Source organism: Kribbella sp. NPDC104218 (assembly GCF_055584105.1).
On record NZ_JBVJMQ010000001.1, the window covers coordinates 462,355 to 482,905 of the forward strand.

Genomic DNA, 20,551 nt, shown 5'->3' on the forward strand with positions numbered 1-20,551 from the left:
ATATATCGCCTAACGGCGTACGCGCAGTGCGCAGAGCACCGCAACCAGGGTGATCGAGGCGAAAGTCAGGGCCGTCCCGGGGTAACCACCGAGGCCGAGGCCGAGGCCGCCGAGCGCGGCGCCGAGGAAGGTGCCCAGGCTCATCCCGGCCGCGTTCACGCTGAGGGCCGAGCCGCGGAGGTCGCCACTGCGCCGGACGAGCAGCGTGGTGACGCAGGCGGCGACGGTCGCGTGACTCGCGCCCATCAGGGCGGTCAGCAGCAGCGTCAGCGGGATGGTCGGCGAGAAGTAGAACGCCGAGACGCTGACCAGCGCGACGCCGAGGCCGACCAGCAGCATCCGCTCCGGGCCGATCCACGGCCGCTCGATCGCGAGGAACCGGCCGGAGAGCAGGTTGCCGAGGAAGAACGACGCGCCGCTCAGCGACCAGACCAGCGCGAACCAGCCCGGCTCCAAGTCGAACCGCTGGTCGTAGAACGCGGCGAGGTAGGCGAGGTAGCCCATGAACGCCGCCGTCCGCAGCATCGCGACGATCAGCAGCGGGACGGCGCCCGGGATCCGGCCGAGCTCACGGTAGGTCGCGAGGTAGCTCATCCGGGGCGCGCCGTCCGCCCGCAACGGCGCCGTCCGCCCGCGGCCGCGCCAGAAGAACGCGGCCGACAGGACGAGCGAGACCACCGCGGCGGCGATCAGGTTCCCCCGCCAGCCCCACACGATGCCCGGGACGGCGAGCACCGGCGCGGCCAGCATCGCCATCGCGGACGTCGTCGCCGAAACCAGCGTCGCCGCGCGCCCGGCCGCGGCCGGCGTACTGAACCGGTCGGCCGCGGCGGCGCCGATCGACGGGGCCAGGATGGACGTCGACGCCGCGATCAGCAGACAGAACGCGGCCAGCGCGAACACGTTGCCAACAGCACCCAAAAGCGCCGAGACCCCCAGCAAGGCCAACCCGCCCGCGGCCACCAGCTCCCGCGCCAGCCGATCGATCAACGGCGCCACCGAGAACCCCACCACCAACGCGGCCAGACCACCGAGCCCCCGCAGCCCGCCGATCTCCGCCACGTTCCCGTCCGCCGCCGCCGCGATCGGCACCAAGTACATCCCGAACACCGTGAACGGAATCAAACTCACCGTAGAAGCCAGCAAAAACGGCCAAAGCCTCTTCACCATCTGCCAATCCCCCGGCACCTCAGGCGGGTTCACGGGGGGCGGCAGCGCGCCGCCGTTCGGGGTGAGGTTCGGGGCCGCCGGCAACGGGTTGGGACGGGAGGGGGTGGTGGTCATGTGAGGTTCCTGGGGAGGTAGCGGTAGAGGGAGGTGGGGCGGGCGGAGAACTGGGAGAAGGGGAAGGGTTCGGCGGAGAGGGCGGTGACGCCGGCGCCGAGGAAGGCGCGGGCGACGGCGCTTCCGGTCTGAGCATAGATGGCCAGGGGCTTTGATTGCTGACGGCAACTAGCTAGGAGGGTGTCGAAGGAGCCGTTGGACAGCGTCATGCCGGTGGCGACGACGGCGTCGGCGGCGTCCACGACGGCGCGCATGTCGCGGGAGACCTCGAGACCGGAGGCGGTGCGGTCGAGGTTGAAGTCACAGGGCAGGCAGATGCCGCCGCGGGCGGTGATGGCGTCGACGAGGGGGTTGACGACGCCGATCAGCGCGACCTTGGTGCCTTCGGCAACATCCAGCAGGCCGGCGACGGCGGCGTCCCGGGCGCGGGCGCGGACGTCGGGGGCGCCGGCGGGGAGGACGACCTCTTCGGCCTCGGGCGCGAGGTGGTGCGGGGCGACGGCGGCCAGGTAGGCATCCAGGGCCGCGATGCGCACCGGGAGCGGATCATCCGACGTGAGCAGCTCGGCGAGAGTGCGCCCGGAGGTCTCGGCGCAGTACGCCGGCTCCAACTCACCCGCCTCGAAAGCGCAGGCGCCGAAGACCTCGCCGACGCGGAGCAGGACGTAGTAGTTGCGATAGGTGACATCCGCGCCGGGCAGCCGCGTGGTGTGGTGCAGCCAGAACGCGCTGATCACCGGCAACGAGGCCGGATCCGGGCCGTAGGACCCGGCGAGGACGGCGGTGGTGAGCTCGGAGACTGAGGTGGGGGCGGTCATGGCAGGGCGGCCAGCCTTTCGGGGTGGTAGGTGAGGGCGGAAAGCTCAGGACGACCAGCAGGCTGGAAGCAGTACAGAAGAGACCGCCGATCGGACGCCGTCCGGTTCGGCGCGGACCGATGCACCATCAGCCCCGGGAACATCAGCACCGACCCCGCCGGCGCCTCGACGGTCACAGCGCGCGCCACATCGACGGCGGCCGGATCGACGAGCAGCCCGGTCGGCTCCAGCGGATCCCGGCGTACCGGGCCCTCAGCAGGACTGCCCGGGATCAGCGTCAGCGCGCCGTTCGCGACCGTGTTGTCGTCAAGCATCACGATCGCCGTCGCGATGTCGTACGCCGAATCGCCCGCGCAGCAGTACCAGTACGGAAAATCCTGATGCCAGGCGAACTCCGACCCCACGCCGGCCCGCTTGAAGTTCAGCTTGGCCACGAACCGGCCCGCCGCCGCACCGATCAGCGAGCTCATCGGCTCGACCAGCCGCGGCTCCGACCACAGCTCGTCCAGCGCCGGATGCAACTGCGACACCGGCGACAGGCTGCGGACCGCCTTGCCGACCGCATCCGGCTCCCAGTGGATCGTCGTCCCGCGGACCTTCTCCAGGCGGTGCCCGTCCGGCCAGACGGTCACCTCGGTCTCCCCCGCCTCGGCCGCGGCGACGACGTCCACATGGACCTGCTCGACGACGCTCCGCAGCCACTCGACCTCGGCGGGCGTGAACAGTTCCGGCAGCAGCACATACCCCGTCATACCCATCACGTTAATGCGACGGGGTCGCGGATGGAAATTCCTCCCGCAGGGTTCGGGCGGGCTCCCGGCGGTCCCACGACATCGCCGACCAGGGCACCGCGAGCTCATCCAGGGAAGCGATCTCGCGCGGTCGCATCGAGGCCATCGGCAATGCGTCGGCATGCCGGGAAAAAGCGGACTCGACGTACCGGGTGCCGGTGTCGGCGGCCAGGAAGACGTGCGTGCGGGCGCTGTCACAGGTGTGTTCCCACAACGCGGTCAGGTACGCCGCCCCCGCGGACAGCCCGGCGAACACGCCCGACGTCCGGAGCAGGTCGACGGCCGCGGACATCGCGTAGTCGAACGACACCCAGTGCAGCCGGTCGTACAACTCGTGCCGCACGTTCCGGAACTCGATCGAGCTGCCGATCCCGGCGATGATCATCTCCGGATCCCGGGTGTGCCCGGCGCCGAAGGTGATACTGCCGAACGGCTGGACGCCGATCAGGTTCACGTCCCGGCCGCGGTTGCGCAGGTACTCCGCGATCGCGCCGGTCGACGCCCCGGTCCCGACCCCGCCGACCAGGCACAGCGGCCCCTCCGGCACCAGGTCGTTGACCTGGTCGGCCACCGCGCCGTACCCGAGGTAGTGGATGTCGTCGTGGTACTGCTGCATCCAGTGGTACGTCGGGTTGTCGCGCAGGATCTCGCCGATCCGGCGGACCCGCAGGTTCTGGTCGAGTTGCAGGTTGTTGGACGACGGGACCTGCTCGACGCTCGCGCCGAGGATCTCGAGCTGGATCTTCAGCGTCTTGTCGACCGTGGTCGAGCCGACGATGTGGCATTTCATCCCGTACCGGTGGCAGGCCAGCGCCAGCGCGTGCGCGTAGATCCCGCTCGAGCTGTCGATCAGCGTGTCCCCGGGCCGGACGACGCCGGTCTCCAGCAGGTGCCGGACCGCGCCGAGCGCGGAGTACACCTTCATGGTCTCGAACCGCAGGCAGATCAAGGCGTCACCGACCCGGATCGGGTCCGGGTCCTTGATCGCCTCCGCCAGGTGGTCGTGCAGTCGGACTGACGTCATCGCCGCGGTTCGCTCCTCGTGTCGGCAGTGTCGAAGGGCGGGACAGCAGGCGCGGGCGGCGGCTCCGGCGCCCGGCCGAGTCGCGCGGCCCGGACGAGCCGCTGGGTCAGGTCGTGCCGGGGCGTGCTCATGACTCGCGCGGACGGGCCCTCCTCGACGACCCGGCCGGCGTCCAGCACGAGTACGTGATCGGTGACGGAGGCAACCAGTCCGAGGTCGTGGCCGATCCAGACCAGCGCCGTCCCACGGGCTTTCAGATCGTTGAGCAGGTCGACGACGAGCGCCGTACCGTCGTCGTCGAGCGCGGTGGTGATCTCGTCGCAGATCAGGACGTCGGGCTCGGCCAGGACGGCGCGGGCGAGAGCCGCGCGTTGCAGCTCACCGCCGGAGAGCCGGCTGGGCGGCCGGGCAGCGGTCATCGCGGAGACGCCGAGCCGGGCGAGAGTCGCGACGGCTTCGGCGTGCGCCTGTTCGGCGGTGAGGCCGCGGAGGCGCTGCGCGGTCCGGGCGACCTGCTGGTCGACGGTACGCCGTTCGTCGAACGAGCCGCGGACTTCCTGCCAGACGTACTGAACGCGGCGGTTCTGCTCTCTCGAGCGTTTGCGGAGAACGGGCAGCGGGACGCCGTCCAGGAGGATGCTGCCGGTACTGCGTTCGTGCAGGCCGGCCAAACATCGAGCCAGGGTGGTCTTGCCGCTCCCCGAACGCCCGACGACGCCGACGCTCGCACCGGAGCGTACAGTCAGGTCGACGTCCTGCAGGATCGGCGTGCGACCGCGCGGACGCACCGAGGCGGCCAAGTTCATTGCTTGCAGCAATGACTTGCCCGGGTTACTGATTCCCGACTTCGGTGGGTCGATGGTCTGCGGCAGGACGTCGCCGATCACCCGGCCGGCATTCAGGACGACGACATGGGACGCGAGCTCGCGGACGAGGTCGAGGTCGTGGCTCAGCAGCAGGATGCCGAAGCCCTGAGTCGCCAGATCCTTGAGCTCACCGGCCAACTGGAGCCGGGTGACCGAATCCAGGCCGGTGCTGGGCTCGTCCAGGACGAGCACCTCAGGACGGCAGGTTAGCGCCTGCGCCAGGGCGACCCGCTGTCGCTGGCCGCCGGAGAACTCGTGCGGGAACCGGCGAAGGGTGTCACGGTCGCCGGGGAGTTGCGCGGCCCGAATCGCCTCCTGCACAACGCTTTTCCCGGGGTGATGAAGGCGCTCGAGCTCCTTGAGCGTGGCGCCGACTCGCCGAGCCGGGTTCAGCGCGCTGCCCGGATGCTGAGGCATATAAGCAACTACCCGGCCACGCACCGCGGCCGCCGCCGCGGTGATTCCGTTGCCGTCGACAACCGTTGCGCCGCCGACCACGACCGAACCCGACAGCTGGACGCCGTTGCCGCATTCACCGAGCAGGGCGAGCGCGGAGGTCGTCTTACCGGAGCCAGACGCGCCGACCAGAGCCGTGACCTGACCGGCGTACACGTCGAAGGAAACGTCGTCGACGAGGACGGCGTCGCCGGCTGTGGCCGAGAGGCGACGTACCTGGGCCACGATCGTCATGCGGTCACCTCCGCCGGACGACGGGTGCGGTGGACGAGGCGATCGGCGAGCAGGTTGAAGCCGAGCGTGAAGGCGACCAGCAGGAGCGCCGGGGCGAGGACGGACCAGGGTTGCAGGAGAAGCCCTTCGCGGTTGCGGGAGATGCTGACGGCCCAGTCGGGTGCGGTCGGGCTCAGCCCGAGACCGAGGAAGTTGACCGACGCGACCAGGAAGACCGCGAGCGTGATCCGGGTGCCGATGTCGGCGGCGACCGGGCCGAGGACGGCGCGTCCGACGTACCCGAGCTGGATCGTCACCCACGACTCACGTTGCATCCGCAGCGCCTCGACCACCGGCGAGCTGGCGGCGTCCAGGGCGGCCGCTCGCACGAGGCGCGCGACTGTCGGGACGTTCACCAGCGCGACGGCGACCGTGATCGCCAAGGCCGAGGCCTGCCAGCCGACGGCGCCCACACTGATCACCAGCAGCGAAGGCAGCGGCAGGAGGACGTCGAGGGGCCGGATCAACAGCTCGTCGAGCCAGCGGTGGCGGGTCGAGGCCGCGACGAGGCCGATCACCCCGCCGATCAGATAGGCGAGTACGACGGCGCCGATCGCCATCCCCAGCGCCGTCCGCCCGCCCACCAGCAGCAGACCCCAAACATCCCGCCCCAAGCCGTCAGTCCCCAACACCCCTTCCGGCCCGTACGGCATCCCGGGTTTGGCGTCGTGCGGAACGAGCGGCCCGAGGATCGCGATCAGCAGCGGTACTCCGACCAGAACCACCGACACCGCAACCGGGATCCGCCGTACAAGCGCGGGCAGCCGGAGGCCGCGAGTCCTACGAGTAGGGGCGCTCATTTGAGGAGGGCCGATCGGGGAACGAGGCGGTTACAGGTCAGGTCGGCCAGGAGGTTGAGCAGCAGGGCGGCGACGGCCAGGACGAGGGTGAGAGCTTGGACGACGGGGAGGTCGCGGGTCTCGACGGCGTCCACGAGGGCGGTGGCGAAGCCGGGGATGGCGAAGATCGCTTCGACGACGAGGACGCCGCCGAGAAGGGTGTCACCGGTACGAGCAAGCTCCTGGACGCCGGGCACGGCCGCGTTGGGGAGGACGTGGCGGAGCAGAAGGCGGTGGCGGGGGACGCCGAGGCGGCGGGCTTGGATGATGTAGTCGGCGTTGAGGGTGTTGATGGTGCCGGCCCGGACCTGGCGAGAGAGCAGACAGACGGTCCGTCCAAGCAGGACAGCGACCGGGAGGACCAGCAGGACCGGCGAGCTGAGCAGGTCGCCGCCGATCCAGGTCGCGGGCAGCCAACCGAGCTTCAGCGAGAAGATCGCGACCAGGACGACGGCGATCACGAAGTCCGGGATCGCGCTCAGGGCCAGCGTGAGCGAGGTGATCGCGCGGTCGAGCCGGCCGTTCTCCCGGGTGCCCATCAAGATGCCCAGGGCAACGGCCAGCGGGACGACGATCGCCAGCGTCGCGAGGGTGAGGACCAGCGTCGCGCCGACGGAGTCGCGGACGATGTCGATCACCGGCCCACCGCTGATCAGCGACGTCCCGAGATCACCCGTCAGCAGCTGGCCGAACCAGTGCCCGAACCGCTCGACGGCCGGCTGGTCCAGGCCGAGCTGCTCGCGCAACCGCTCGACCTGCTCCGGCGACAGCGTCTCGGTGAACCGCAGGTCGGCGGCGTCCCCCGGCAACAGCGAGGTGAGCGCGAAGACCAGCACGGACAGCACCGCGAGCTGGACGACGGCGAGCGCGGCGCGCCCAGCGGCGTACGACCGCATTCAGGCCAGCCACACCTTGTCGAACCGGCCGAAGTCCAAGGTGTTCGGCGGCGCCGCCTCGACCCCCTGGACCTTCGCCGACACCGCGACCAGGTAATCCGGAAGACCCCAGGCGATGATGCCGCCGTCGTCCCGAACGGTCTTCAGCAGCTCGCCGTACTTCTCCGACCGGGCGGCCTCGTCGGTCTGCACCTGGGCCGCCGCGAACGCCGCGTCGAACTCGGGCTTGCGCCAATGCGTCACGTTGAACGGCGACTTCGTCAGCAACCGGTCCGTCACGTACTGCGGGATCGGCATCGCGCCGGACCGATGGTTGCCGATGACACCCTTCGTCAGCAGGTCCTTGGAGTAGGTCTGCGCGCTGCCGGTGGTGACCTTGAGCTTCACCCCGGCCTCGGCGACCTGCTCGGCGAACAGCGTCGCCGACTCCACGAACCCGACCGACGCGTCGGCGGTGAAGATCTCGATCTCCTTGTTCACCAGCCCGGCCTTCTTCAGCAGCGCCTTGGCCTCGGTGACATCCCGCTCCCGCTGCGGCAGATCCTCGGGGTAGTACTGATATCCCTTGCCGGGCAGATCGTTGCCGACGGCACCGCGCCCGGCCAGGACGACGTCCACCAGCCGCTGCCGGTCCGCGAGCAGCTTGAACGCGAGCCGGACGTCGGGATTGTCGAACGGCGCCTGATCGACCTTCATCACGAACGCCTGCATCGTGCTCGCCTTGGCGGCCACGATCCGCACCGACTTACCGGCCTCCGCCGTCCGCGCGAAGGTCGCGGTCATGTCGTTCGCGTACTCCGCCTGACCACCCTGGACGGCGTTCGCCCGGGCCTCGGCGTCCGCGGAGAGCAGGTGCAGCTCCTCGATCTTCGCCGCGCCCTCCCAGTAGTCGTCGTACCGGGACGCGATCATCGAGCGACCGGCCTCGAACGACACGAACTTGAACGGCCCGGTCCCGATCGGCTTGGTCGGGTCGGTGAACCCGTCGCGGACGATCTGCGTCCCGATCCCGGCCAGCAGCGCGGGGAACTCGGCGTTCGGCGCGGCGAGCACGAGCTCGACCGTCCGCGGGTCGATCGCCTTGCTGCGGCGCAGGTCGAGCGCGGCCAGCGAGGACTGCGCCACCCGCTCCGGCGCCTTCGGATCGGCGACCCGGGCCAGGCTGAAGAGCACGTCCTCGGCGGTCAGCTTGCGGCCGTCGTGGAAGGTCGCGTCGCGCAGCGTGAACCGCCAGACGAGCGCCTTTCCGTCGTGGTCCCACTTCTCCGCGAGCCGTGGGACCGGCTTCAGATCGGGGCCGAGCTCGACGAGTTTCTCGTACATCGCCTTGTGCCGCGCGAGGTCGACGAACAGGCTCTGGACGTGCGGGTCGAGCACCTCCTTCGCCCCGCCGCCGGCGTACACGGCACGCAGCCGCCCGCCCGCTGAGGGCTGGGCGCCGGACGACTGGCCGCTCCCGCAACCGGTGAGCGCAGCCACCCCCAGCGCGCCGGCCAACCCGAGAAATCCACGACGGTTCAGAGCATCGGACACGCGCAACATCCTCACCTTAGTGAAAACGATTGTCAATTCAGCGCGCATCTGAACCGGGACGGCCTCATTCTTTCGCCCCCCGCCCGTCGACTGCTCTGCGTGACGGCGTGTCCCGCGCGCACTACCCCCGAGTACTCCGCGTGACCGTCACTGGACCGCGAGGATCTTGTAGCCGAACGCGGGCAACTGCACCTGGTACGCCGAACCGGTGATCGCCGGGCCGGGGCGGGACTCGACCAGATCCGTCGGGGTCTGAGCGGTCGCGATCCCGGTGCCGGTGAGGTCGACCGAGACCGTCTGCGGAGTGCTCTGGAAGTTGAGCAGGACGAGGGCCTTCGCCGTCCCGTCCTTGTTCAGCCGTTTGTAGGCGTAGTACTTGCGGTCGTCGTTGGTGGGGATTCGAACCCGCAGCCCTAGTGGCGCGAGGGCGGGAGAGGCGTTCTGAGCGCGCATCAGCTTGTCGAGCTGCTCGCGCTGGGCGGCAGACCAGTTCGGGATCTCCTGCTCGTCGGGCAGGATCGTGTAGTAGTCGTTGTGCAGGTAGAACAGCGTGCCCATCGAGGTGAGCATCGCGATCTCGAGCAGACGGCGGTCGACCGGATAGTTGACGCGACCCCAGTTCGGCGCGGTCTGAGTGATCCCGCCGGCGTTCACCATCAGGTCCCGGTAGTTCTTCAGCGTGTTCTCCAGACCGCTCGGATCACCGGAGTCGATCGCGTTCAGGATCGCGCTGGCGCCCTGGTTCGGCGGGATCCCCCACTGGGTGATCGGGTAGTCCTGCAGGCTGTTGTAGTGCCAGTCGTAGATGAACTCCGGCTCGCGGACGCCCTCGCCGTTCAGGAACGCATCGTAGTTACGCAGCACGTCGGTGATCGCATAGTTGTTCTTGGCAACAGTCGTGGTGTGGTAGACGTTGGGCGCGTCGAGCGCGATCCCGTCGACGCCCTTGTCCATCCAGAACCGCAGGTACTTGCGGGTCTCGTCGAGCCAGGCCTGGCTGGAGTAGTTGAAGGACGGGGCCTTCGCGTCCCACGTCCCCCAGTAGTAGCCCTGGGCGCGAGCGCTGTAATGCCAGAGCTCGGGATACTCACCACGCTGCTTGCGGATGTCGAACCAGGACCGCTCGAGACTCTGGACGCCGTTGCGGAAGTCGTCCTGAGCCTTCTGGAAGTACGGCGAATCGATCGACGCGTAGCCCGGGTTGGTGAAGATGATCACCTTCAGGCCGCGGGCGTGCGCGGCCGCGATCAGCTCCTCGAAGTCCTGCATGGTGCCGATATCGGGGTCGATCGTGTAGAGGTTCATCACCGGGAGGCCGGCCCACAGGTTGCGGTCGCCGTCGTTGACCGGAGAGAGCTCGATCGCGCGGAAACCCCTGGCTTTCAGGGAATCCAGCCGCGCGGTGATGTCGTCGAGGCGGAGCTGTTGCCAGATCGGGTAGTACCGCATCACGCCGGAGCGATTCTCCCACCACTTGGTCGTGACGGGCTCGCCGGAGCCGAAGACCTTCAGCTCCTGACTGCAGGCCCAGTGGCCGGCGCCGCTGTAGAGGACGGTGAGTTTGACGTAGCGGTAGGTTCCGGCGACGTCCTGCCCGAAGACCCGACCGACCTCGTCCTTGCTGACCAGGGTCTGCCAGGTCTGTTTGTCCCGCGAGCCCTCGATGCGGAACTTCCAGTGGTCGTTGTCGACGAAGGACTGCTCGATCCGCGTCATCGCGATGTCGTTGCCGAAATCAAGCATCAGCCACTGCGGGAGATCGGGCTTCTCGGCGCCCCAGTACGTCGCCGGGTCGCCGTCGACCGCCTTGAACGGCTCGTACCCCGGGCCGAGTGAGGACGACGTGGCCGATACCGCGCGGGCCAGGTTTCGCGGCTGGTCGTCGTACCCGTTCACGACGAACTCCGTACTCCCGGCCCAGTAGCCGGCCGCGGACCCGGTGATCGTCAGCCGCACGTACCGGTACGAGCCGGTGACCGGCTGGGTGAACACCTGACCCCGCGCACCCCCGCGCCGGTCCAGCAGCGTCGTCCACCCGCTCCCGTCCGTCCGCCCCTCGATCACGAACGAGTGCACGTCGACGTCCTTGAAGTTCTGCTCCACCGAGGCCAGCTGGTGCACCTGCCCCAGATCGACCTCGAGCCACTTCGGCTTGGCCCCGTTCGAGGCCGCCCAGTACGTCGAGCTGTTCCCGTCCACCGCCTTCCCCGGCTCGAACCGCGCCAGGCTGTCGCTGGCCGTAGCCCGCGCACCCACGGCCAGATTCCGCACAGCAGCCACGACACCCCCAGCCGGCAGCGCACCAAGAGTCAACAATCCAGCCAGAACCAGGGCGGTGATCCTGCGCATGAGCAACTCCCTCCGAGTCCACTCACGGTCGCACAGGCCTCGATTCGACCGCAGACCTTTCGACCTGCGTCAAATGGGTGGAGGTGCGCCCCGAGCCGGTCGCACCTCCAACGACAGCCGTCAGGCCGCGGGGCGGACCGTCTTGAGTGCGTTCGACCAGCTGATGACCTGGTCGAGGGTCTGCTGCAGGGCGGGCTCCTGGTGCGGGAGCGGCGTGAACTTGGAGTAGTTTTCGAAGTCGGTCGACAGCGAGAGTGTGACCTGGCTGCGGACGGTGGCGACCTTGAGCTCGGCCATCACCAGGCGCAGGTGCTCGACGGCGCGAGCGCCGCCGACGGAGCCGTAGCTGACGAAGCCGGCCGCCTTGTCGTTCCACTCGGCGAAGAGGAAGTCGATGGCGTTCTTGAGTGCGCCGGACGTCGAGTGGTTGTACTCCGGGGTGACGAAGACGAAGCCGTCGAAGGAGGCGATCTTCTCGGCCCAGGCGAGCGTGTGCGGCTGGCTGTACTGACCCATCGCGGGCGGCATCGCCTCGTCGAGATGCGGCAGCTGGTACTCCGCGATGTCGACCAGCTCGAACTCGGCGTCAGCGCGCTGCTTGGCGATGTCGAGCACCCAGTGGGCGACGGCTTCGCCGTTGCGGCCCGGCCGGGTGCTGCCGAGGATGATCGCGATCTTGGGCATGACGGTTCCTTCACGACGCAGGGTGTGTCGCCATCATTTTGATGACGCATCACCAAAATACTCCTTCGAGATGACATGTCAACTCAAGAGGGGACGGACTACTCGGCGCAGTCACCGGACGGGTCGTCGCACGGCGAGCTGGGGATCCCGCCCAGCACCCGTTCGAGGACCGCGGTGAGCTCGCCGACCTCGGCCGGGCTCAGGTGATCGAAGAAGTACGTCCGGGCCGCCTCGACATGGTCCGGCGCGGCCGCCTCGACCGCCTTCCGGCCGAGCTCGGTGAGCCGGACCATCGAGCCGCGGGCGTCGTCCGCGCACTCCTCGCGGCGGACCAGCCCGCGCTTTTCCATCCGGCTGACCTGGTGCGACAGGCGGCTGCGCTCCCAGCCGACCGAGCGGCCGAGATCGCGCGTCCGCAGGACGCCGTCCGCCGAGCTCGACAGCGGATGCAGCAGCGCGTAGTCGGCGCCGGACAGGCCGGCGTTCGCGATCAGGCGGGCCTCGAGGACGCGGGTCAGCTCACGCTGGGTGTCCCGCCACGCCTGCCACAACCGCGCCTCTCGCGCGTCGAGCCAGCGTGGTTGGGTCATGCGGCCAGTGTACGGGCGGCTGTTGACATATCACCGACTCCGCGCGTCACGGGGTGCGCGAAAGGGCAACGGCGAGCCCGATCGTCGCCGCCATCACGATCAGCTCCCCGATCGCGAGCCGCCGGAAGGCGCCCGGACGGTCGGCGGCCAGCGCGGGCATCGTCGTCCGCCGATGCTGCCGGCCGATCGCGACCAGCCCGGCGTACGCGATCGCCTTGGCGAACACCAGCGCGCCGTACCCGGTCGTCACCCATTGGGTGATCAGCCCCCAGCCGTCCTCGCGACCGCCGAGGTGGATCTCCGCGGTCAGCAGCCCGGTCAGACCGATCGCCACCGCGCACCCGAGCGCCAGCGCGCTGAATCGCTCGACCGCAGCCGTCGTCCGGGCGTACCGCAGTACGCCGAGCAGCCCGCCCACCCACAGCGTCGCGGCAAACACGTGCACCACCAGGGACGTCGTCGCCGTCACCGACCAGAACGTCGTCCGCCCGATCGCCCCGTGCCCGGTCAGCAACGGACCGACCAGGGCCGCGCCGACCAGCACCAGCGTGATCCGCGCACCCCGCACGCTCTTGACGCCGCTCGCGAGGACCGCCAAGACAGCTGTCAGGGCAATCGCGACCGCAAGCGCCCTAACCTGGCTCAGCTGTCCGGCCTGACCGGCGTACTCGCCCAGCTGCGCCAGCGGCACGCCCAGGATCACCGCCGCCGTTGTCACCAGCCCACCGATACTCGCCAGCGCCCAGACCCCCGCGCCGAGAGCGGCGTCCTGGCAGGCCTTGAGCGCCCGCTCCCCCAGCGCACCATCCGTTGCTGGCAGCAACCAGGCTGCGGTCAGTAGCGCGCCACCGGTCAGTACGGCGGCGCCGTCCGCGATCAATCGCAGTACCGGTACCGCCCACGAGACCGGCAGCCCGGCTCCGTGCAGTCCGTGCGGGCTCGACTGCGGCGCACCACCGGCAGCCAGCAGCGCAACGATCAGCACCACGACCCCGGCCGCGGCCGTGCCACACCAGACCGCGAGCCGCGGAGAGCTCATGAACGAGCCGGACGGCGCCGCACGATGACGACTGCCAGCGCGACGACGACCAGCATGACCAGGCACATCGCCACGATGGTGACGGTGTTGTTGTTGCTCTCGGGGGTAGGCGGCGTTCCTGGCGGGCTGTTCGGCGGGTGCCCGGCATGCGTGACGGTGAATCCCGTACTGACGGTGATGGGGTGACCGTCGGCGGACACGACGCGGGCGTCGACCTGGTAGCGGCCGGTCTCGATCATCGCGCCGACCGGTTGGGTGACAGTGCCGTCGAGCACCTGCGGCTCGCCGGTGGCGACGTTCACCCCGGCCGGCGACTTCACCTGGACCTGGATGCCGCTACTCCCGACGGGCTCGTTGAAGGTCAGCACGACCTTCTCCGGCGGCGCGGCCATTGAGGTGCCGTCCGCGGGAGTGATGGAGTCGAGCTTGGCATGCGCCGCCGCCGGCCCGGTGGAGACCACCAGGGCCAGCAGCGACGCGACAAGGATTGCGAAGGGACGACGCACGACTACTACTGTGCCTTCTCGGTCTTGCGCGACCGCAATCCGAGGCCCAGCCCGATCAGACCGAGCAGCAGCCCCGCTCCGCCGAGCCAACGCGCCACCGGGTCCGAAGAGGCCTTCTCAACCGTGTCGGTCTTCGCCGCAACCGGAGTCACCGCAGCGGCCAGTTTCAGCGCGGGCGCCGGGTGCTCGGGCTCGTCTGCGCCCTCATTCCGCGGCTGGTCCCATTTGACGACTTCACCGTCGCTGTAGGTCTGCACGGCCGGGAAGCTGAGTGCATCGACCTTCTCCGGGAGGCGGCCGACCGACAGCGCGAACTCGTCGAAGTCGTTCGCCGGGACGCCGGCGCCGATCGCCGTCCAGGTGACGGTGGTGATCGCCTCGGACAGCGTCACGTCGCCGACCTTCACCGGATTGGCCAGCTTCTCGGTCGTCTTCTCGATCTTCCAGCCCTGCTTGACCTGCGCGCCGACGTGCGCGAACGGGTGCTCTTTGGGTAGCGAGACGACGAGCTTGGTAGTGGCGGCGGTGTCGGACTCGGTGGGCACCCGGAAGACGAGCTTCGCGTAGCCACCGGGCTTCGCGTCCGGCGACGACACCGAGACGTGTGCGGACGCCGGACCGGTCGCGCCGGCCAGGACGAGGGCGGACGCCGCGGCGATGGCGCCGGCCCGCAGAAAGAGCTTCTTGGACATGGCAGTGGGAACCTTTCGCGGTCATACGGGGGCGGCCCCGGCCGCGGAGACCACGACCGGTTCAGAACAGAGCTGACTGCACTCCGGCCCCAGGCGGTCCACGCCACGACACTGCCGAGCCGATCCACCGCCACTGACCCCACGACGCGACCGGAGTCGGCAACACCGGGACGGCGGTCTTCGCGGGCACCCGCCGTACGACGGGGAGCACCGGCAACAGCCGAGCGAGGATCGTGACGACCCGCCGCCCCCAGTCCTGCGCGAACCCGACCGCCAGCACACCGGCGGCCAGAGCGGCCAGGTGCGTCACCGTCATCACCAGGCTGCTGGTCAGGCCGGCCGACATCTGGTGGTCCGCCGAGTGTGCGGCGTCCAGAGTGACGTGGACGAAGAGCTGCACACCGCCGAGCACCAGCGCGATCAGAACCGGCTCGTCGGCCAGGTACTCCCCAAGGAGCCAGCAGACCGCCATCAGCGCCAGCAACGGCGGCAGCACCGGCAGTGGCACTGCACCGCCGCCCGCGAGCACGTGACCGACCGCCGCCACCACGACGCTCAGCGCCGCGACCACGGACGTCGTCCCCGCCTGCGCTCGCATGTGCCCTCCTCACCGGACCATCGGCTCAACTCTACGAGCACTCCCCGGCCGCGGTTCCCCGCGGCGGAGCGGCGAAATTCCGGTCTAGCCATGACCCGTTCACCGTTCACCATGATCCCGATCCGAAAAAGTGCCACCCACCGTGCAACCGCCCCGGCCGGTGACCGCGTTAGGCACGCAGAGGTCTGGAGAGGGTGGGGCATGAACAGCGAGGTCGAACAGGACTACATCGACTTCGTCCGGCATCAGGCGAACGCGCTGTGCCGGACCGCGTACCTGCTGTGCGGCGACTGGCGCCGTGCGGAGGACTCGACACAGGAGGCGCTGATCCGGATGTACCGGATCTGGAGCCGGATCCAGCGCAAGGGCAGCGTCAGCGCCTACGCGCGGAAGGTCGTCGTGTCCACCACGCTGGACGGGCTGCGCCGCAAGTCCAGTCAGGAGCTGGTCGGCGACAGCAGCCTGTTCGCCAGTCAGCAGGACCCGGCCGATCCCCTCGGCGTCCTGGAGAACCGGCTGGTGATCACCGAGGCTCTCGCCACTCTCCCGCCTCGCCAGCGTGCCTGCGTCGTGCTGCGGTACTTCGACGAGCTCTCGGTCGAAGAGACTGCCATCGCTCTCGACTGTCGGCCCGGGACGGTCAAGAGCCAGACGATGCGCGCATTGGAGAAGCTCCGTGAACACCCCGCACTCCAACACTTCTCGGAACTAGCCGGGTTGGGAGGCTGACATGACCGAAGACCTGAAAGCGCTGATGGAGCGCGAAAGCGACCGCTCCGACCACTACTTCGCACCGGACCCGGCTGCCATCCTCGCAGCCGGACGCCGCCGCGTCCGGATCCGGACTGCCACCGTCACCCTCACAGTCGTCGCTGCGCTCGCCGTACTGACCAGTGGGGTCGGGCTGGTGCTACGGGAGCGCGAGGCCCCGGTGGCGGGTCAGCCACGGCCCCCGCAGGAGGCCTGGTTGCAGTGCGACTCCTCCAGCGGCCGCCGGATGGGGAAGGAAACCTGGACCTGGCCGGTGGTTGTGGAGCAGCACGACGCCTACGGCGCGGCGTCCATCCGCAAGGATCCGAAGTCGAACATCTTCACCTACTGTCTGGCCCAGCCCGACAAAGGTCTTGCCCAGCTCCCCCTCAAGCACACGAACGGAATCATCCTCCGGAAGACCGCTGTCGGCGACGGCGCCAAACAGAGCGTCACCACCGTGTACGGCGTCCTGCCCGCTCCGAACCTGGAGGTGGACGTCGCCGACGGCGGCAGCTGGAAAGGCGAGCGGGCCGCGGTCCGCGACGGCTTCTTCATCTATCGGCGGCTGGATTCGCTGCCGTGGCCCGGTCCGTCCGCGAGCTGCGAGGTGATCATGCTGCCCGGCGGGCGGCAAGGGCTCCGCATCACGCAGTCGTGACACCGCGTGCGGGATGATGTGCGCATGGATGTACCGGTACTGGAGGTCGGGGGCAGTCACGTGACGGCGGCGGTCGTGTCGCCGGACGGATGGCGGGTCGAGGTGGTCGAGCGGATCGATCTCGCGTCGCAGCAGTCGGCGGAGGAGGTCGTCGGGCAGCTGGCCGCGGCCGCGCGGAAGCTGCCGGATCTGCACGGGCTGGCGATCGCGATCCCCGGGCCGTTCGACTACGAGGCCGGCGTCGGCTGGTACCAGGGGCAGACGAAGTTCGACGCGCTGTACGGCTTCGAGCTCGGTGCCGCGCTGCGGGCCGAGCTGGGGCTGGAGCGGCTCGAGTTCGTCAACGACGCCGAGGCGTTCGCCGTCGGCGAGTGGACCGCCGGGCTGACCCGCGGCGTCGAGCGCTGCGTCGGCGTCACGGTCGGCACCGGCATCGGCACGGCCTTCCTCGCCGACGGACACGTCGTCCGCACCGGCGGCAGCGTCCCGCCCGGCGGCGAGCTCTACCTCACCCAGTACGACGGCCGCCCGCTCGAGGACTCGATCTCCGGCCGCGCCCTCCTCAGGGGCTACTTCGACCGCACCGGAGCCGAAGAGCCCGGCATCGGCGTCAAACAGATCGCCGACCGAGCCCGCACCGGCGACGCCACGGCCCTCGACGCCCTCCGCGCCGGCTTCACCGTCCTGGCCGCGGCCCTCACCCCCTGGATCGACCGCTTCGCCGTCGCCCGCACCGTCCTCGGCGGCTCCATCTCCGGCGCCTTCGACCTGGTCCACGACGTCTTCCCGTTCGACGTAGTAGCCACCCAGGACACCGAACACTCCGCCCTCATCGGCGCCGCAGCCCACTCCCTGCGCACCCCCTGAAAGTTGTCGGTCGGCACGACTACGGTCTTCCTATGGCTTCTCGGAAGATTGCTGTGCCTCGGCTGCGGGCTCAGCTGGATATGAACCTGCCGGACGAGATCGAGGACGAGACGCGGCTGCTCGACCTGGGGCTGGAGGATGTCGACCTCAGTGATCTGGAGGTCGAACATCTGGAGCTGGGCGGGTGCCGGCTGGTGCGGTGCAAGCTGGCGGGGTCGGGGCTGGAGAAGCCGATCGTGGTGGACACGGAGCTGACGCAGTGTGACCTGGCGAACTCGCGCTGGGTGGATGCGGGGCTGACCCGGGTGGCGGTGGTGTCGTCGCGGCTGACCGGGTTCGCCGGGCCGGGGATGGTGCTGCAGCACACGACGTTCCGCGACAGCGTGCTCGACTACGCGTCGTTCCGGTTCGCGAAGTTCGTCCGGGTCGAGTTCACCGACTGCCGCCTGCAGAGCGCGGATCTGGTGTCCGCCGACCTCAGCGGGGCCGTCTTCCGCCGGTGCGATCTGAGCGGGACGGAGTTCTCCCAGGTGAAGGCGTCCGGCGCGGTGTTCGTCGACTGCACCTGGGACGGCGCGAAAGGGCTGGCGTCGCTGGCCGGGTCGACGGTGGCGGCGGCGTCCCCGATCGACACCCTCGGCTTCACCAGCGCGGTGACCGTCGCGGCCGGGATCACCCTGGCCCACCCGGACGACCTCGACGCGGCGTGAGCCTGCCCACGTGCGGGCAGCCCCGGACGGAGCGCCCATTAGGGTGGGCCCTGTGACTGACTCGACGATCATCTACACCCACACCGACGAGGCGCCCGCGCTGGCGACGTACTCGTTCCTCCCCGTGGTTCAGGCCTACGCCGGCCAGGCCGGTGTCGGCGTGGAGACCCGGGACATCTCGCTGGCCGGCCGCCTGATCGCGGTCTTCGGTGAGTACCTGACCGAAGACCAGCGGATCGCGGACGCGCTGGCCGAGCTCGGCGAGCTGGCCAAGACCCCGGCGGCCAACATCATCAAGCTGCCGAACGTCTCCGCCTCCATCCCGCAGCTGAAGGCCGCGGTCGCCGAGCTCCAGGCCCAGGGCTACGCGCTACCGGACTACCCCGACGAGCCGAAGACCGACGAGGAGCGGGAGATCCAGGCCCGCTACGACAAGGTCAAGGGCTCCGCGGTGAACCCGGTGCTCCGCGAGGGCAACTCCGACCGCCGCGCCCCCGCCTCGGTGAAGAACTACGCCAAGACGCACCCGCACCGGATGGGCGCCTGGACGGCCGACTCGAAGACCAACGTCGCGACGATGGGCCGCAACGACTTCCGCTCCACCGAGAAGTCGGTCGTGCTGGCCGCCGACGACACCCTGCGGATCGAGCACGTCGCCGCCGACGGGACGACGACCGTCCTGCGCGAGTCGGTCCCGGTGCTGGCCGGCGAGGTCGTCGACTCCTCCGTCATGCACGTCGCCGCGCTGCGCGAGTTCCTGACCGCGCAGGTCGCCCAGGCCAAGGCGGACGACGTCCTGTTCTCGCTGCACCTGAAGGCGACCATGATGAAGGTCTCCGACCCGATCGTGTTCGGCCACGCCGTCCGCGCCTTCTTCCCGAACACCTTCGCCCAGTACGGCGCGACGCTGGCCGCGGCCGGTCTGTCCCCGAACGACGGCCTCGGCGGCATCCTGGCCGGCCTGGCGAACCTGCCCGAGGGCGATGCGATCAAGGCGTCCTTCGACGCCGAGCTCGCGGCCGGCCCGAAGCTCGCGATGGTCGACTCCGACAAGGGCATCACCAACCTGCACGTGCCGTCCGACGTGATCGTCGACGCCTCGATGCCGGCCATGATCCGGACGTCGGGTCACATGTGGGGCCCGGACGGCGCCGAGGCCGACACCCTGGCCGTCCTGCCGGACAGCAGCTACGCGGGGATCTACCAGGTCGTCCTCGACGACTGCCGCGAGCACGGCGCGTTCGACCCGGCCACCATGGGCTCGGTGCCGAACGTCGGCCTGATGGCGCAGAAGGCCGAGGAGTACGGCTCGCACGACAAGACCTTCGAGGTCGCGGCCGCGGGCGTCGTCCGGCTGGTGAACGGCGCGGGTGACGCCGTCCTCGAGCAGGACGTCGAGGCCGGCGACATCTTCCGCGCCTGCCAGACCAAGGACGACCCGATCCGCGACTGGGTCAAGCTGGCCGTCACCCGGGCCCGGGCCACCGGCGACCCGGCGATCTTCTGGCTGGACGAGACCCGCGCCCACGACGCGAACCTGATCGACAAGGTGAACCGCTACCTGACCGATCACGACACCGAGGGCCTGGACCTGAAGATCCTCGCCCCGGTCGACGCGATCAAGCTGTCGCTGGACCGCATCCGCCGCGGTGAGAACACCATCTCGGTGACCGGTAACGTGCTGCGCGACTACCTGACCGACCTGTTCCCGATCCTCGAGCTGGGCACCAGCGCGAAGATGCTGTCGATCGTCCCGCTGATGGCCGGCGGCGGCCTGTTCGAGACCGGCGCCGGCGGCTCGGCCCCGAAGCACGTCCAGCAGCTGGTCAAGGAGAACTACCTGCGCTGGGACAGCCTGGGCGAGTTCTTCGCGCTGGCCGCGAGTTTCGAGCACCTGGCCCAGTCCACCGGTAACGCCCGGGCCCAGATCCTCGCCGACACCCTCGACCGCGCGACGGCGACCTTCCTCAACGAGGACAAGTCCCCGACCCGCCGCGTCGGCGGCATCGACAACCGCGGCAGCCACTTCTACCTGTCCCTCTACTGGGCCCAGGAGCTCGCCCGGCAGACCGACGACACCGAGCTGGCCGCCCAGTTCACCACCCTCGCCGACACCCTCACCACAGCCGAGCAGACCATCGTCGACGAACTGAACGCCGTCCAAGGCACCCCCGCCGAGCTCGGCGGCTACTACCAGCCCGACCCGGCCAAGGCCGCCGCGATCATGCGCCCCTCCAAAACCTGGAACGACGCCCTCGCGACCCTCTGATCGGTAACGTCAGCCCGGCGACCATGGTGTCGCCGGGCTTTCGTTTGCTTGAAATT

Annotated in this window: 20 protein-coding genes; 5 read left to right on the top strand and 15 right to left on the bottom strand. The window is 69.6% G+C overall.

Annotated features, from left to right (window positions below; translation table 11 throughout):
* Positions 1-9: 9 nt before the first annotated feature.
* The 15 genes from ACZ6ZD_RS02205 to ACZ6ZD_RS02275 form a co-directional block, all read right to left on the bottom strand.
* Positions 10-1,170, bottom strand: a complete 1,161-nt coding sequence (locus ACZ6ZD_RS02205) for an MFS transporter (protein WP_465672598.1) — start codon at positions 1,168-1,170, stop codon at positions 10-12.
* Positions 1,171-1,280: 110 nt separating this feature from the next.
* On the bottom strand, positions 1,281-2,102 hold the full coding sequence (locus ACZ6ZD_RS02210) for a Rossmann-like domain-containing protein (protein WP_465667471.1): 822 nt from the start codon (positions 2,100-2,102) through the stop codon (positions 1,281-1,283).
* On the bottom strand, positions 2,099-2,854 hold the full coding sequence (locus ACZ6ZD_RS02215) for a phytanoyl-CoA dioxygenase family protein (protein WP_465667473.1): 756 nt from the start codon (positions 2,852-2,854) through the stop codon (positions 2,099-2,101). The genes ACZ6ZD_RS02210 and ACZ6ZD_RS02215 overlap by 4 nt, the downstream gene beginning before the upstream one ends.
* Positions 2,855-2,864: 10 nt before the next feature.
* On the bottom strand, positions 2,865-3,917 hold the full coding sequence (locus ACZ6ZD_RS02220; RefSeq protein ID WP_465667474.1) for a pyridoxal-phosphate dependent enzyme: 1,053 nt from the start codon (positions 3,915-3,917) through the stop codon (positions 2,865-2,867).
* A complete protein-coding gene (locus ACZ6ZD_RS02225; RefSeq protein ID WP_465667475.1) occupies positions 3,914-5,473 on the bottom strand; it encodes an ABC transporter ATP-binding protein in 1,560 nt (519 codons plus the stop codon). Before ACZ6ZD_RS02225 ends, ACZ6ZD_RS02220 begins: the two co-directional genes overlap by 4 nt.
* Positions 5,470-6,312 carry an ABC transporter permease gene (locus ACZ6ZD_RS02230; protein WP_465667477.1) on the bottom strand — a complete coding sequence of 281 codons (843 nt, stop codon included), beginning with the start codon at positions 6,310-6,312 and terminating at the stop codon, positions 5,470-5,472. The genes ACZ6ZD_RS02225 and ACZ6ZD_RS02230 overlap by 4 nt, the downstream gene beginning before the upstream one ends.
* Positions 6,309-7,247 carry an ABC transporter permease gene (locus ACZ6ZD_RS02235; protein WP_465667479.1) on the bottom strand — a complete coding sequence of 313 codons (939 nt, stop codon included), beginning with the start codon at positions 7,245-7,247 and terminating at the stop codon, positions 6,309-6,311. The genes ACZ6ZD_RS02230 and ACZ6ZD_RS02235 overlap by 4 nt, the downstream gene beginning before the upstream one ends.
* On the bottom strand, positions 7,248-8,780 hold the full coding sequence (locus tag ACZ6ZD_RS02240; protein WP_465667481.1) for an ABC transporter substrate-binding protein: 1,533 nt from the start codon (positions 8,778-8,780) through the stop codon (positions 7,248-7,250).
* Between the two features lie 147 nt (positions 8,781-8,927).
* Entirely contained in the window at positions 8,928-11,129 is a 2,202-nt protein-coding gene (locus ACZ6ZD_RS02245) for a discoidin domain-containing protein (protein WP_465667483.1), read from the bottom strand.
* Positions 11,130-11,249: 120 nt separating this feature from the next.
* On the bottom strand, positions 11,250-11,813 hold the full coding sequence (locus ACZ6ZD_RS02250) for an NADPH-dependent FMN reductase (protein ID WP_465667485.1): 564 nt from the start codon (positions 11,811-11,813) through the stop codon (positions 11,250-11,252).
* Positions 11,814-11,911: 98 nt separating this feature from the next.
* Positions 11,912-12,403, bottom strand: a complete 492-nt coding sequence (locus tag ACZ6ZD_RS02255; protein ID WP_465667487.1) for a MarR family winged helix-turn-helix transcriptional regulator — start codon at positions 12,401-12,403, stop codon at positions 11,912-11,914.
* Between the two features lie 46 nt (positions 12,404-12,449).
* Positions 12,450-13,442 (bottom strand): copper resistance D family protein, encoded by a 993-nt coding sequence (locus ACZ6ZD_RS02260; RefSeq protein WP_465667489.1) that lies wholly within the window; start codon positions 13,440-13,442, stop codon positions 12,450-12,452.
* Entirely contained in the window at positions 13,439-13,948 is a 510-nt protein-coding gene (locus ACZ6ZD_RS02265; protein WP_465667491.1) for a copper resistance CopC family protein, read from the bottom strand. The genes ACZ6ZD_RS02260 and ACZ6ZD_RS02265 overlap by 4 nt, the downstream gene beginning before the upstream one ends.
* Positions 13,949-13,953: 5 nt before the next feature.
* Positions 13,954-14,640 (bottom strand): YcnI family copper-binding membrane protein, encoded by a 687-nt coding sequence (locus ACZ6ZD_RS02270; protein WP_465667494.1) that lies wholly within the window; start codon positions 14,638-14,640, stop codon positions 13,954-13,956.
* A 61-nt stretch (positions 14,641-14,701) separates the two neighbouring features.
* Positions 14,702-15,238, bottom strand: a complete 537-nt coding sequence (locus ACZ6ZD_RS02275) for a hypothetical protein (protein ID WP_465667496.1) — start codon at positions 15,236-15,238, stop codon at positions 14,702-14,704.
* Positions 15,239-15,439: 201 nt separating this feature from the next.
* Between ACZ6ZD_RS02275 and ACZ6ZD_RS02280 the strand changes: the two genes are divergently transcribed.
* From ACZ6ZD_RS02280 to ACZ6ZD_RS02300, 5 genes are read left to right on the top strand one after another with little or no spacing between them, the layout of a single operon-like run.
* A complete protein-coding gene (locus ACZ6ZD_RS02280; protein ID WP_465667498.1) occupies positions 15,440-15,967 on the top strand; it encodes a SigE family RNA polymerase sigma factor in 528 nt (175 codons plus the stop codon).
* Position 15,968: 1 nt separating this feature from the next.
* Complete coding sequence (locus ACZ6ZD_RS02285) at positions 15,969-16,649, top strand: hypothetical protein (RefSeq protein ID WP_465667499.1); 681 nt, start codon at positions 15,969-15,971, stop codon at positions 16,647-16,649.
* A 24-nt stretch (positions 16,650-16,673) separates the two neighbouring features.
* Positions 16,674-17,516, top strand: coding sequence for an ROK family protein (locus tag ACZ6ZD_RS02290; protein WP_465667502.1), 843 nt, complete (start codon positions 16,674-16,676; stop codon positions 17,514-17,516).
* 32 nt (positions 17,517-17,548) lie between these two features.
* Positions 17,549-18,226 (top strand): pentapeptide repeat-containing protein, encoded by a 678-nt coding sequence (locus ACZ6ZD_RS02295; protein ID WP_465667504.1) that lies wholly within the window; start codon positions 17,549-17,551, stop codon positions 18,224-18,226.
* 52 nt (positions 18,227-18,278) lie between these two features.
* Positions 18,279-20,495, top strand: a complete 2,217-nt coding sequence (locus ACZ6ZD_RS02300) for an NADP-dependent isocitrate dehydrogenase (RefSeq protein WP_465667506.1) — start codon at positions 18,279-18,281, stop codon at positions 20,493-20,495.
* The last annotated feature ends 56 nt before the right edge of the window (positions 20,496-20,551 follow it).